General features: G+C 71.5%; 12 protein-coding genes. 6 read left to right on the top strand and 6 right to left on the bottom strand.

Going from position 1 to position 12,912, the window contains the following annotated elements; translation table 11 throughout:
* The first annotated feature begins 115 nt into the window (after positions 1-115).
* Together ABIA32_RS03815 and ABIA32_RS03820 are read left to right on the top strand one after the other, a co-directional pair.
* Positions 116-1,309 carry a CaiB/BaiF CoA transferase family protein gene (locus tag ABIA32_RS03815; RefSeq protein ID WP_370092337.1) on the top strand — a complete coding sequence of 398 codons (1,194 nt, stop codon included), beginning with the start codon at positions 116-118 and terminating at the stop codon, positions 1,307-1,309.
* On the top strand, positions 1,306-2,481 hold the full coding sequence (locus ABIA32_RS03820; RefSeq protein ID WP_370092338.1) for an acyl-CoA dehydrogenase family protein: 1,176 nt from the start codon (positions 1,306-1,308) through the stop codon (positions 2,479-2,481). Before ABIA32_RS03815 ends, ABIA32_RS03820 begins: the two co-directional genes overlap by 4 nt.
* Positions 2,482-2,781: 300 nt before the next feature.
* Here ABIA32_RS03820 and ABIA32_RS03825 read toward each other — a convergent pair whose 3' ends face one another.
* On the bottom strand, positions 2,782-3,825 hold the full coding sequence (locus ABIA32_RS03825; protein WP_370092339.1) for a zinc-dependent alcohol dehydrogenase family protein: 1,044 nt from the start codon (positions 3,823-3,825) through the stop codon (positions 2,782-2,784).
* An 87-nt stretch (positions 3,826-3,912) separates the two neighbouring features.
* On the opposite strand from ABIA32_RS03825, the gene ABIA32_RS03830 reads away from it, so the two are divergent.
* Genes ABIA32_RS03830 through ABIA32_RS03845 form a run of 4 tightly spaced genes read left to right on the top strand, consistent with a single transcriptional unit; the run spans position 3,913 to position 8,363 of the window.
* Positions 3,913-4,953, top strand: a complete 1,041-nt coding sequence (locus tag ABIA32_RS03830) for a DEDDh family exonuclease (protein ID WP_370092340.1) — start codon at positions 3,913-3,915, stop codon at positions 4,951-4,953.
* A 21-nt stretch (positions 4,954-4,974) separates the two neighbouring features.
* A complete protein-coding gene (locus ABIA32_RS03835; protein WP_370092341.1) occupies positions 4,975-5,763 on the top strand; it encodes an SURF1 family protein in 789 nt (262 codons plus the stop codon).
* Between the two features lie 31 nt (positions 5,764-5,794).
* Complete coding sequence (locus ABIA32_RS03840; RefSeq protein ID WP_370092343.1) at positions 5,795-7,591, top strand: glycoside hydrolase family 15 protein; 1,797 nt, start codon at positions 5,795-5,797, stop codon at positions 7,589-7,591.
* A 10-nt stretch (positions 7,592-7,601) separates the two neighbouring features.
* Positions 7,602-8,363, top strand: coding sequence for an SDR family oxidoreductase (locus tag ABIA32_RS03845; RefSeq protein WP_370092344.1), 762 nt, complete (start codon positions 7,602-7,604; stop codon positions 8,361-8,363).
* A 138-nt stretch (positions 8,364-8,501) separates the two neighbouring features.
* Here ABIA32_RS03845 and ABIA32_RS03850 read toward each other — a convergent pair whose 3' ends face one another.
* From ABIA32_RS03850 to ABIA32_RS03870, 5 genes are all read right to left on the bottom strand, one after another.
* Entirely contained in the window at positions 8,502-9,299 is a 798-nt protein-coding gene (locus tag ABIA32_RS03850) for an enoyl-CoA hydratase/isomerase family protein (protein ID WP_370092345.1), read from the bottom strand.
* Between the two features lie 131 nt (positions 9,300-9,430).
* A complete protein-coding gene (locus ABIA32_RS03855) occupies positions 9,431-9,664 on the bottom strand; it encodes a helix-turn-helix domain-containing protein (RefSeq protein WP_370092346.1) in 234 nt (77 codons plus the stop codon).
* A gap of 350 nt (positions 9,665-10,014) precedes the next feature.
* Positions 10,015-11,613, bottom strand: coding sequence for an ABC-F family ATP-binding cassette domain-containing protein (locus ABIA32_RS03860; RefSeq protein WP_370092347.1), 1,599 nt, complete (start codon positions 11,611-11,613; stop codon positions 10,015-10,017).
* 82 nt (positions 11,614-11,695) lie between these two features.
* Positions 11,696-12,499: a hypothetical protein gene (locus ABIA32_RS03865; RefSeq protein ID WP_370092348.1), complete on the bottom strand. Its 804-nt coding sequence runs from the start codon at positions 12,497-12,499 to the stop codon at positions 11,696-11,698.
* 76 nt (positions 12,500-12,575) lie between these two features.
* Positions 12,576-12,911 carry a YnfA family protein gene (locus ABIA32_RS03870; protein ID WP_370092349.1) on the bottom strand — a complete coding sequence of 112 codons (336 nt, stop codon included), beginning with the start codon at positions 12,909-12,911 and terminating at the stop codon, positions 12,576-12,578.
* Position 12,912 lies beyond the last annotated feature (1 nt).

Below are 12,912 nucleotides of genomic sequence, written 5' to 3' on the forward strand. Positions count from 1 at the left end.
CTGAACCTTGACGCCGTGAACCTCGACGCCATGGACAAGGAGGCGTGTCCAGGTGGGCGATCTCACCACAGGGGCCACTTCCTCGGATTGTTTGGATCTTGCAAGCATGGCTGGCATGCCACCCACACCAAGCCCGGCTCCCCTGGACGGCGTGCTCGTGGCCGACTTCAGCCGCGTGCTGGCCGGCCCGCTCGCGGCAGCGACGCTCGCCGACCTCGGCGCGACCGTGGTCAAGGTCGAGCGGCCAGGGGCCGGGGACGACACCCGCGCCTGGGGTCCCCCTTTCGTCGACGGGACCGCCGCCTACTTCGACGCCGCCAACCGTTCCAAGCAGGGCGTCACCCTCGATCTCGGCACACCGGACGACGCCGCGCTGGCGCGGGAGCTCGCCGCCCGCGCCGACATCCTGATCGAGAACTTCAAGCCCGGCTCCCTCGCCCGCTACGGCCTGGACCAGGCTGCCGCCCTCGCCGCGAACCCCGGACTGGTCTACTGCTCGATCACCGGTTTCGGCACCGGCAGCCCGCTGCCCGGCTACGACTTCGTCGTGCAGGCCATGGGCGGCCTGATGAGCATCACTGGCGAGCCGGACGGCGAACCGCACAAGGTCGGCGTCGCGCTGGTCGACGTCCTCACCGCGAAGGACGCCGTCGCTGCGATCCTCGCGGCGCTGCGGCACCGGGACCGCGCCGGCCAGGGCCAGCACGTCGAGGTGAACCTCTTCTCGAGCCTGCTCGGCTCGCTCGCCAACCAGGCCTCCGGCTACCTCGCCACCGGCCGCGCGCCCGGACGGATGGGCAACCAGCACCCCAGCATCGCCCCCTACGAGACGCTGCACTGCGGCCCGGAGGGAACCGAACTGCTCGCCGTGGCCTGCGGCAACGACGGCCAGTTCCGCGCGCTGACCAAGGCGCTCGGCGTCCCCGCCCTCGCGGACGACCCGCGCTTCGCCACGAACGCCGCCCGCGTCGGCAACCGGCCCGCGCTGGTCGCCGCGCTGGAGACCGCGCTCGACAGCCGCGGCGCCGGCGAGTGGCAGCCGCTGCTGACCGAGGCCGGGGTCCCCTGCGGCCCGGTCAACGACCTGGCCGGCGCGTTCGCGCTCGCCGCCGAACTCGGGCTCGACCCCGTCGCGGACGTCGGCGAGGCCCGCGTCCCCCAGGTCCGCAGTCCGCTCACGCTCACCGCCACGCCGGTCCGCCCACCCGTCGCGCCGCCCCGGCTGGGCGAGCACAATGACGCCGTGCGCGCCTGGCTGTCCCAGCCCAGGTCCACCCACCTCCCCAGCACTGATGAGGATTCAGCATGAGCCCCGCACTCGACCCCCGCGACCCTCTCGGCTTCGACGACCTGCTGAGCCCGGAGGACCTCGCCGTCCGCGACACCGTCCGCGACTGGTGCACGGACCGCGTCCTGCCGCACATCGCCGACTGGTACGAGGCGGGCGAGCTGCCGACCGTCCGCGAGCTGGCCCGCGAGCTCGGCCAGATCGGCGCGCTCGGCATGCACCTGGAGGGTTACGGCTGCGCGGGCGCGTCCGCCGTGCAGTACGGCCTGGCCTGCCTGGAGCTGGAGGCGGCCGACTCGGGCCTGCGCTCGCTGGTCTCGGTCCAGGGCTCGCTGGCGATGTACGCGATCCACCGCTGGGGCTCGGAGGAGCAGAAGCAGCAGTGGCTGCCCGGCATGGCGGAGGGCGAGATCATCGGCTGCTTCGGCCTGACCGAGCCGGACCACGGCTCCGACCCGGCCTCGATGCGGACCGCGGCGAAGCGCGACGGCGCGGACTGGGTCCTGAACGGCCGGAAGATGTGGATCACCAACGGCTCGGTGGCGGGCGTCGCCGTGGTCTGGGCGCAGACGGACGAGGGCATCCGGGGCTTCGCCGTCCCGACGGACACGCCGGGCTTCTCGGCGCCGGAGATCAAGCACAAGGGTTCGCTGCGGGCCTCGGTGACGAGCGAGCTCGTCCTGGAGGACGTGCGCCTGCCCGCCGACGCGGTCTTCCCCGAGGTCCGCGGCCTGAAGGGCCCGCTCTCCTGCCTGAACCAGGCCCGCTACGGCATCGTCTGGGGCGCGCTGGGCGCTGCGCGCTCGTGCCTCGAGACGGCGCGGGAGTACAGCATCACCCGCGAGCAGTTCGGCCGCCCGATCGGTGGATTCCAGCTGACCCAGGCGAAGCTGGCGGACATGTCGCTGGAACTCAACAAGGGCCTGCTGCTGGCCTGGCACCTGGGCAACCGCATGGACGCTGGGACGCTGCGTCCGGAGCAGGTCAGCTACGGCAAGCTGAACAACGTCCGCGAGGCGATCGAGATCGCGCGGACGTCGCGGACGATCCTGGGCGCGAACGGGATCTCCTTCGAGTACCCGATCATGCGGCACGCGAACAACCTGGAGTCTGTGCTGACCTATGAAGGCACGGTGGAGATGCACCAGTTGGTCATCGGCAAGGTCCTCACCGGACAGGACGCGTTCCGGTAGACGTCAGGGGCGCGAGGCTCTGCCATGTGCGGCTCAGCCGCGTGGGCGCGACAGCTCACGACGGAGGGCCCGTTGCACTGCCGGGGGGCGCGAGGCTCTGCTGTTTTGCGCCTCCGGCGCGTGGGCGCGACAGGTCACGACGGAGGGCCCGTTGCAGCCACCCAGGGGCGCGAGGAACTGCGCGACAAGCCACCGTGTGTGGTGAGTCCCTGAACGTGCAGGGCCATCCGCTCAGGGTGGTTGCTCGCGCACGCAGTTCATCGAGCTGAGCCTCGCGCCCCTTGAGAGTTGCAACTTCCCCTAGAACTTGATCTTGACCTTCAGGGCCGTGCGCTCGTCCATGGCCTTGTAGCCGTCAGGTACTCCGTCCAGACCGACCTCCGCGTCGAAGACAGGTGAGGGGTCGATCGCGCCGGACAGCACGTCCGCCAGCAGTTCGGGAATGTACGCCCGTGCCGGGGCCACCCCGCCGCGGAGAGCGACGTTGCGGTTGAACATCTGGCCGATGTCCACCCCCGCGCTGCCGCCGTGCGGGACGCCGACGTAGCCGACCGCGCCGCCGTCGCGGGCGACGCTCAGCGCCGTGCGCATCGACTGCTCCGTGCCCACCGCCTCCAGGACCGCGTGCGCGCCCAGGCCGCCGGTCAGTTCGCGTACCGCCGCCACCGCCTCGTCGCCCCGCTCCGCCACCACGTCCGTCGCGCCGAAGGTCCGGGCGATGGCGGTCCGCGCCTCATGGCGGCCGAGGGCGATGATCCGGTCCGCGCCGAGCCGCTTCGCGGCGAGGACGCCGCAGAGGCCGACCGCGCCGTCGCCGACCACGGCGACCGTCGCGCCGGGGCGGACGCCCGCCGCGACGGCGGCGTGGTGACCGGTGGACATGACGTCGGAGAGGGCGAGCAGCGCGGTCAGCAGATGCGGGTCCGACGCCGCGTCAGCCGGCAACTTCACCAGCGTGCCGTCGGCGAACGGGACGCGGACCGCCTCGCCCTGGCCGCCGTCCGAGCCCGGCTCGCCCCAGAAGCCGCCGTGCGGGCAGGAAGTCTGCAGGCCCTCGACGCAGTACTCGCAGACGCCGTCGGACCAGACGAAGGGCGCGACCACCAGGTCGCCCGGCTTCACGTCGCGGACGTCAGCGCCGACCGCCTCGACGACGCCCAGGAACTCGTGCCCGATCCGCTGCCCCGGCTGTCGCGCCGCCACGCCCCGGTAGGCCCACAGGTCGCTGCCGCAGATGCACGCCAGCACCGTCCGCACCACCGCGTCCGTGGACTTGCGCACGACCGGATCGGGGACCTCCTCGACGCGGATGTCGTTCGGACCGTGGATCACTGTGGCGCGCATGGATGTCTCTCTCTGTCAGACGCCCATCGGTGTCGGGCGCCTATCGCGGTAAGGCACTGTCAGCCTCTCACCGTATTGTGGTCCACCGTGCTTCCTGGGACTGACACCGCTGATCCGAACCGCAGCGCCGAACCGAACCGCAGTGCCGAACCGAACAACAGCCGCACCTGGCCGCTCGAGTACCCGGACGCGGGCTGGGCCGTCGTGGACGTGGAGACCACCGGGCTCGGGCGGACCGACCGGGTGATCTCCGTCGGCGTCTACCAGCTGGACCCGCGCGGCGCGGTACAGGACCACTGGTACACCACCGTCAATCCCGAGCGCGATCCCGGTCCGGTCTGGATCCACGGGCTCACCAGCGACCTGCTGGAGGGTTCGCCCACCTTTCCCGAGATCGCCGCGGAGCTGACCCGCCGTCTGGACGGCCGGGTGCTGGTCGCGCACAACGCGCTCTTCGACTGGTCGATGATCTCCCGCGAGTACGCCCGGATGGAGGGGCGCGCCCCGATCGAGCAGCGGCTGTGCACCATCGTGCTCTCCCGCGATCTGGGCCTGCCGCTCTCGAACCACAAGCTCGGCACGCTCGCGTCGCACTTCGGCGTCGAGACGCGCCAGGCGCACCACGCCCTCGACGACGCCCGCGTGCTCGCGGAGATCTTCCGCCCCAGCCTGCACCTGGCCGCCGAGGCGGGCCTGCGGCTGCCGCTGGTCACCTGCGTCCCGATAAGCGACCTCGGCAGCCCCGGTCACGACGGCAACGCGATCCCCTCCCAGACCACCCGGCGCGCCGGGGCGTGGGGCGGCTACCGCCCCGCCAAGCGGCGGCCCGCCTGCCCGTACCCGAACCCGGGCCGCTGGGAGCCGGACGGACCGCTGGTCCAGGGCATGCGAGTGGCGATCACCGGCGACACGGCCACCGAGCGCGAGGTGCTGGAGGACCGGCTCACCGAGGCCGGCCTGCATGTGGCGAGCTCAGTGAGCAGCCGGACCAGCCTGCTCGTCACGAACGATCCGGCCGGCTGGTCGTCCAAGGCGCGCAGGGCCCGCGAGGTCGGCACGCCGGTCGTCGACGAGGCCGCGTTCCTGCAGTTGCTGCAGCGGGTGGCACCCCCGCGCGGGGAGGACTGAGGCGCGGGGTACCGTCATGGGGTGTTCCGCATTCTGCTCACCCGGCGCTGGCTGGTGCTCACCCTGGTCTTCCTCGCCCTGATCCCGGCGATGGTCTGGCTGGGCTCCTGGCAGTACCACCGGTACCAGCAGACCAACAGCAGCGACGCCGTCATCACCGCCAACACCACAGCCCCGGCCGTGGCGATGGAGACGCTCTCGCAGCCGGGCGCGACGATTCCGGCCGCCGAGATGTACCGGACGGTGACCGCCGGCGGCCACTTCGACACCGCACACGAGTTCGTGGTCCGGCACCGGACCGACGCCTCCGGCCAGACCATCGGGTTCTACCTGGTCACCCCGCTGATCACGGACGACGGCAAGGCGGTGCTGGTCAACCGCGGCTGGATCGCCCCGGGCAACACCAGCGGCGCAGAGTTCCCCACCGTCCCGTCGACCCCCACCGGTGAGATCACCGTCACCGGTCGGCTGCGGCCCGACGAGACGACCGCGCTGACCGGCATCCGCAACCCGGGGGGCATGCCGGACCGGCAGTTCATGCTGATCAACAGTCAGGAACAGGCCAAACGGCTCGCCCAGCCGGTACTGGCCGGCTACCTGGAGCTGACCAAGTCCGCCCCGGCACTGCCCTCCTCCGCCCAGGCCGAGCTGGTGCCGGATCCGACCAGCAACACCTCCGGCGGCATGGCCGTGGTCGGCAAGGGCGTGCACCTCCCCTACGCCGTGCAGTGGTGGCTCTTCGCCCTGCTGATTCCGGTGGCCTGGTGGTTCCTGTTCCGACGCGAAGTGAAGCAGACCCGAAAGGCCTGATTTCGCTCGACTGTCCGGGCAGGATGGGCCCATGCCCGGACGCATCGAGGACTACGCCCTCATCGGAGACCTGCAGACCGCCGCGCTGGTCGGCAAGGACGGTTCGATCGACTGGCTCTGCCTGCCCCGCTTCGACTCGGCCAGCTGCTTCGCCGCGCTGCTCGGCGGCGACGAGCACGGCCACTGGCGGCTGGCCCCGGCCTCGGACGGCCTGGCCCCGAGCCGCTCCTACATCGGCGACAGCCTGGTGCTGCAGACCGAGTGGACCACGCCCACCGGCACCGTCCGCGTGATCGACTTCATGCCCCAGCGGGACCGCACCCCCGATGTGATGCGGATCGTCGTGGGCGTCAGCGGCCACGTGAAGATGACCGGCGTGCTGCGGCTGCGCTTCGACTACGCACGGATCATCCCGTGGATGCGCCGCACGGACCACCACCGCGTCGCCGTCGCCGGCCCGGACGCGGTCTGGCTGCGCTGCGGCGAGGGCGTGAACACCTACGGCCAGGACTTCGCGACCGTGTCGGAGTTCACCGTCCACGCCGGTCAACGGGTGCCGTTCGTGCTGAGCTGGGTCCCCTCGCACCACAAACAGCCGCCACGACAGGACGCGGAGGCCGCGCTCAAGACCACCCTGGCCGACTGGGAGTCCTGGGCCGCCTACTGCTCGACGGGCATCGCCGAACGGGACCGGGACGCTGTGCGCCGCTCGCTGATCACACTCAAGGCGCTCACCTACGAGCCGACCGGCGGCATCGTCGCCGCTGCGACGGCGGGCCTGCCCGAGCAGGTCGGCGGCGCGCGCAACTGGGACTACCGCTTCTGCTGGCTGCGCGACTCGACCATGACGCTCTCGGCGCTGCTCAACGCCGGCTACCGCGCCGAGGCGGAAGCCTGGCACGGCTGGCTGCTCCGCGCGATCGCGGGCGACCCGGCCGACCTGCAGACCATGTACGCGGTCGGCGGCGAGCGCCGGCTGCCGGAGACGATCGCCGACTGGCTGCCCGGCTACGAGGGCTCCCGCCCGGTCCGCTTCGGCAACGCCGCCGTCGACCAGCTCCAGCTCGACGTCTACGGCGAGGTCGTCGACACGCTCTACCTCGCCCACCAGCACGGCATCCGGATAGAGCGCCACGTCTGGGGTCTGCTGCGGAAGTTCCTCGAATTCCTGGAGGAGCACTGGTCCGACCCGGACGAGGGCCTTTGGGAGGTGCGCGGCCCGCGCCGCCACTTCGTCCATTCGAAGATCATGTGCTGGGTCGCCTTCGACCGCGCGGTCAAGCTCGCCGAGGAGACCGGCCTGCCCGCCCCCGTCGAGCGCTGGCGCGAGCTGCGCGACCTGGTCCACTCCGACATCTGCGCCCGCGGCGTCGACCCGGCGAGAGGCGTGATCACCCAGTACTACGGCGGTAGCGAGCTGGACGCGTCGGCGCTCTTCGCCGTGAAGACCGGTTTCCTGCGCCCGGAGGACCCGCGGGTCGTCGCCACCGTCGAGGCGGTCCAGCGCGAGCTGGACCACGGCGGCTTCGTCCGCCGCTACTCGACGCCTGAGGCGTCGGACCTCGCCGACTCGGTCGACGGCCTGGCCGGCTCGGAGGGCGCGTTCCTCGCCTGCTCGTACTGGCTGGCCGACGCGCTGATCGCCATCGGACGCGTGACGGAGGCGCGGGAGCTGTTCGACCGGGTCTCCGGGCTGGCCAACGACGTGGGCCTGATCTCGGAGGAGTGGGACCCGGTGAGCTGTCGTCAACTCGGCAACACGCCCCAGGCGTTCACTCACGTCGCCCTGGTCAACACCGCGTTCCTGCTCGCACTTGCGGAAGGCTGAGGCTGCACTGATGGATCTGGGACTGGGCGGTCGCGTCTACATCGTCACCGCCGCGACCCGCGGCCTGGGCTTCGCCTCCGCGAGGGAGCTGGTCGCCGACGGCGCCCGCGTCGTGATCACCGGCCGCGCGAAGGACTCGGTGGCGGAGGCCGTCGACGCGCTCGGCGGCCCCGAGCTCGCGGAGGGCGTCGTCGCCGACAACGCCGCGCCCGACACGGCGGAGCGCCTGGTCGGCGCGGCGCTGGAACGCTTCGGCCGCCTCGACGGGGTCCTGATCAGCGTCGGCGGCCCGGCGGCGGGCACCGCGCTGGGCACGCCGGAGTCGGCGTGGCGGGAGGCGTTCGAGTCGGTGTTCCTGGGCGCGCTGCGGATCGCCCGGGCGGCGGCGGACGTGCTGGGCGACGGCGGCGCGATCGGCTTCGTGCTGTCGGGCTCGGCGCGCGAACCGATCCCCGGCCTGGCGGTGTCGAACGGCCTCCGACCGGGCCTGGCGATGGCGGCGAAAACCCTGGCCAACGAGCTGGGCCCGGAGGGCATCCGCGTCTTCGGCCTGCTGCCGGCCCGAATCGAGACGGAACGCGTCCAGCACTTGGATTCACTTGCTGCGGACCCCGCTGCGGCACGGGCGACGGCGGAGGCGTCGATCCCGCTGCGCCGCTACGGCAGCGCGGAGGAGTTCGGCAGGGTCGCTGCGTTCATGCTGTCGCCTGCGGCGTCGTACCTGACGGGCGTGATGCTCCCCGTGGACGGCGGCGCGCTCCACGGGCTGTAAGCCCGTTAGGGGCGCGAGGAACTGCGCGACAAGCCACCCGTGGTGGTGAGTCCCCGAACGTGCAGGGCCATCCGCACAGGGTGGTTTCTCGCGCAGTTCCTCGCGCCCCTGGATAGTGCAACCGGGCCGATTGCCCAACTACTCCCCCACGCCGGCCAGGTCCCGCAGGCGGCGCAGCTGCGCCGCGCGCTCCGCCGCGCGCTGCTGCTCCAGCGTGCGGGCGCCCGCACCCTGCAGCAGGGCCTTCGTCTCGATCAGCGCGTCCCGCGGCGCGGCCAGCAGCGCGGCGGCGAGGTCGGACGCGGCCGCGTCCAGCTCCGTGGCCGGGACGACGAGGTTGGCGAGTCCGAGCCGGGCGGACTCCTCCGCGCCGACCCAGCGGCCGGTGCCGCAGATCTCCAGCGCGCGGGCCGGGCCGACCAGGTCGACCAGGGGCTTGGTGCCGGTCAGGTCGGGGACCAGGCCGAGCGCGGTCTCCTTCATCGCGAACTGGACGTCCTCGGCGACGACGCGCAGGTCGCAGGCGAGCGCCAGCTGGAATCCGGCGCCCACGGCGTGGCCCTGGACGGCGGCGATGCTGACCAGGTCCGGGCGGCGCCACCAGAGGAAGCCCTCCTGGTACTCGGCGATGACCTCGTCGGCGTCCTCGCTCTTGGCCAGGTCGACGAAGGAGCGCTCGCCGGGGATGCCCTCCAGGGTGAAGGCCTGCCGGTTGAGCCCGGCGGAGAAGGAGACGCCGTCGGCGCGCAGCAGCACGACCCGGACGGATCCCGGCAGCTCGCGTCCGATCGCCGCGAGGGCGCGCCACATCGCGGGCGACTGAGCGTTGCGCCGCTCGGGACGGCAGAGCGTCACCGTGGCGAGCTCGCCCGCCACCTCCAGGCTGACCCCGGCCTCGGCCCAGTCGGCAGCGGTGTCAGCAGCATGGTCAGTCACAGGTTCCTCCGGCGGTCGCAGAACTTAGCTACCGAAGAGTAACCACAGTGGCCCACGTGTGCCCAGACGTGACGAACGACGGTCGGGGGGAGGTTACCCGGACCGCCGTTTCGCCAAGAGCAGGTGTCGCGTCAGGAACTGGACGCAGCGGCGGCCTTGGCCTTTCCGCGCGTGGCTCCGCCACGGCCGCGCAGGGAAACTCCGGACTCGCTGAGCATGCGGTGAACGAAGCCGTAGGAACGGCCCGTCTCCTCTGCCAGCGCGCGGATACTCGCACCGGAGTCGTACTTCTTCTTGAGCTCGGTTGCGAGCTTCTCCCGTGCGGCACCAGTCACCCGGCTGCCCTTTTTCAGAGTCTCGGCCACCCGTGCCTCCTCGTAGCAGTGCTCTGTCGGAATCCCATGATCACCCATGGGGGGCTTCATGGCCACCCATTCGACAAGGTCGATACCGGGAATCCCGGGGTGAAGTGGTGTTGCCGCGCACTCGGGGAGCGTGCACTACCTGACCGCACGCCCCCGGCTCCAGGCCGCCGTCCTCGCGAAAATGCTGATCAGCAGCGGTAATTGAGCAATGCCCAGGAATCCCGAATCCAGAGAATCCACGCGCTCGGGAGGGCAGGATGAAGCGAGCTGCGATATGAACTCTTCTGGTCCAGATGCATGATCCCCCGCCTAGTCCAACAGTTCCGACGAGGCGTTTTGCTACTGATATTTCACGCGAGGGTCACGAGATCTGCGTATCCCTCGTTCCACAGGTCCTCGACGCCGTCCGGGAGCAGAATGATCCGCTCCGGCTGGAGCGCCGTGACCGCGCCCTCGTCGTGGGTGACCAGGACCACCGCGCCCGCGAAGGAGCGCAGCGCGCCGAGGATCTCCTCGCGGCTGGCCGGGTCGAGGTTGTTGGTCGGCTCGTCCAGCAGCAGCACGTTCGCGCTGGAGACGACCAGGGTGGCCAGCGCCAGCCGGGTCTTCTCGCCGCCGGAGAGGACGCCTGCGGGCTTCTCCACGTCGTCGCCGGAGAAGAGGAAGGAGCCGAGGATCTTACGGATCGCGACCAGATCCATGTCCGGCGCCGCCGAGCGCATGTTCTCCAGGATCGTCCGGTCCGGATCCAGGGTCTCGTGCTCCTGGGCGTAGTAGCCGATCTTCAGGCCGTGGCCGGGGACGACCTCGCCGGTGTCCGGGGCCTCGACGCCCGCGAGCATCCGCAGCAGCGTGGTCTTCCCCGCGCCGTTGAGGCCCAGCACGACGACGCGCGAGCCCTTGTCGATGGCCAGGTCGACGTCGGTGAAGATCTCCAGCGAGCCGTAGGACTTGGACAGCCCCTCCGCCGTCAGCGGGGTCTTGCCGCAGGGGGCCGGCTCGGGGAAGCGCAGCTTGGCGACGCGGTCGTCCTGGCGGACCGCCTCCAGGCCGGAGAGCAGCTTCTCGGCGCGGCGGGCCATGTTCTGCGCGGCGACGGTCTTGGTCGCCTTGGCGCGCATCTTGTCTGCCTGGGCGTTGAGCTGCGAGGCCTTCTTCTCGGCGTTGGCCCGCTCGCGCTTGCGCCGCTTCTCGTCGGCCTCACGCTGCTGGAGATAGAGCTTCCAGCCCATGTTGTAGACGTCGATGGTGGTGCGGTTGGCGTCCAGGTAGAAGACCTTGTTGACGACCTCGTCGACCAGGTTGATGTCGTGCGAGATGACGATGAAGCCGCCCTTGTACGTCTTCAGGTAGTCCCGCAGCCACAGGATCGAGTCGGCGTCGAGGTGGTTGGTCGGCTCGTCCAGCAGCAGCGTGTCCGAGTCGGAGAAGAGGATGCGCGCGAGCTCGACGCGGCGGCGCTGACCGCCGGAGAGGGTGTGCAACGGCTGGCCGAGGACCCGGTCCGGCAGGCCGAGGCTGGCGGCGATCGTCGCGGCCTCCGCCTCGGCGGCGTAGCCGCCCTTGGTCAGGAAGGTGGTCTCCAGGTTGGAGTACTTCTTCATGGCCTGCTCGCGGGTCGCCCCCTTGCCGCTGGCCATCTTCTCCTCGTTGAGGCGCATCTTGCGCAGCACCTCGTCCAGACCGCGGGCGGAGAGCACCCGGTCCCTGGCCAGCACGTCGAGGTCGCCGGTACGCGGGTCCTGCGGGAGGTAGCCGATCTCGCCGCTGCGGGTGATCGTGCCGCCGGCGGGCTGGGCCTCGCCCGCGAGCACCTTGGTCAGCGTCGTCTTGCCGGCGCCGTTGCGGCCGACCAGACCGATCCGGTCACCCGCAGCGAGGCGGAAGGTCGCCGACTCGATCAGGATGCGCGCGCCCGCGCGCAGTTCGATGTCATTGGCGGCGATCATGGCGAAGCTACTCCCGGGACGGTACGTGCCGTATGTGCTGGATGCCGACACGACCGACCGAAGGGAGGCCATGCTGCAGGATTCAAGCAAGTCTAACGGGCGGCGCAAACGCATTCCGGCCGTAGTGACCGGAGGCCGGGTCCAGCAGGTACGGCTCACGCCACGGCACGGCCAGTACCGCCACCTGTTCCGCCGCCTCCCCGACCCCTCCTCCGCCCGCCGCTGGGCGCAGCCGCAGGGCGGCCCCCGGGCGCTGCCAGCGGCGACCGTCCGGGCTGAACCCCTCCAGCTCGCTGCCCCCTGCCGCGCCCGCCGTGCCCGCCTCGCCGCAGCTGCGCTGGACGACGACCCACTCCCCGACGTGGACCGGGCCCGCGAGGCCGGAGGCCGTGTAGGAGCAGCCCGGCGACGGCAGGGTGGAGGTCCGGATGGTGCCGTCGACGGTGTTGTACGTCATCACCAGGTCCGAGGTCATCACCAGGAACGTTTCTCCAGCGCCCAGCGGCACGAGCAGCAGCGGAGTCCGACCGGACACCCCCGGCACGAAGCGGTGCCAGCGCACGGCGGCCGGCTCCGGCAGCACTCCGGTCAGCATGCCGTCGTCCCAGACCGCGACGGTGGTCCTGGCCACCGTCACCAGCCGCAGCGGCACGCTCCCCTCCCTGCGGTAGCTCCACGCGGCCAGCCCGCTGCGCCGGTCGTAGGCCTGCACCTCACCGCCGGGCACCGTCCGCAGCGCGTCTGCGGCCACGGCCCGCGCCCGGGGGTTGGACGAGGCCGCGACCGTGTCCCCGAACGGCGCCGGCCGGTGCGCCCGCGCCGCCGCGCCGAGCAGCGCGAGACCCACGAGGAGCAGGGCCAGCAGGGCCTTGGTGGCGGAACGCATGCACGTCACCGTAAGGGCTGCGACCTCGTGAAAGTGACAGCGCGTGTGCGTGTCGTGACCTCGTGCCCGGGGGCTGCTACCGCCCGCGCGGTGCGTACATGATCAGGCCGACGCCGACGAGACAGACCAGCGCGCCGATCACGTCGAAGCGGTCCGGCCGGTAGCCGTCGAAGACCATGCCCCAGACCAGCGAGCCCGCCACGAAGACGCCGCCGTAGGCGGCCAGGATCCGGCCGAAGTGCGCGTCCGGCTGGAGGGTGGCGACGAAGCCGTAGGCGCCGAGAGCGATGATCCCGGCGCCGATCCACACCCAGCCCCGGTGTTCGCGCACGCCCTGCCACACCAGCCAGGCCCCGCCGATCTCCAGAACAGCGGCGAGCAGGAACAGTGGGACAGAGCGGGCGATCGTCATG

It is taken from the genome of Streptacidiphilus sp. MAP12-20 (genome assembly GCF_041262525.1).
Classification (GTDB): Bacteria; Actinomycetota; Actinomycetes; order Streptomycetales; family Streptomycetaceae; genus Streptacidiphilus.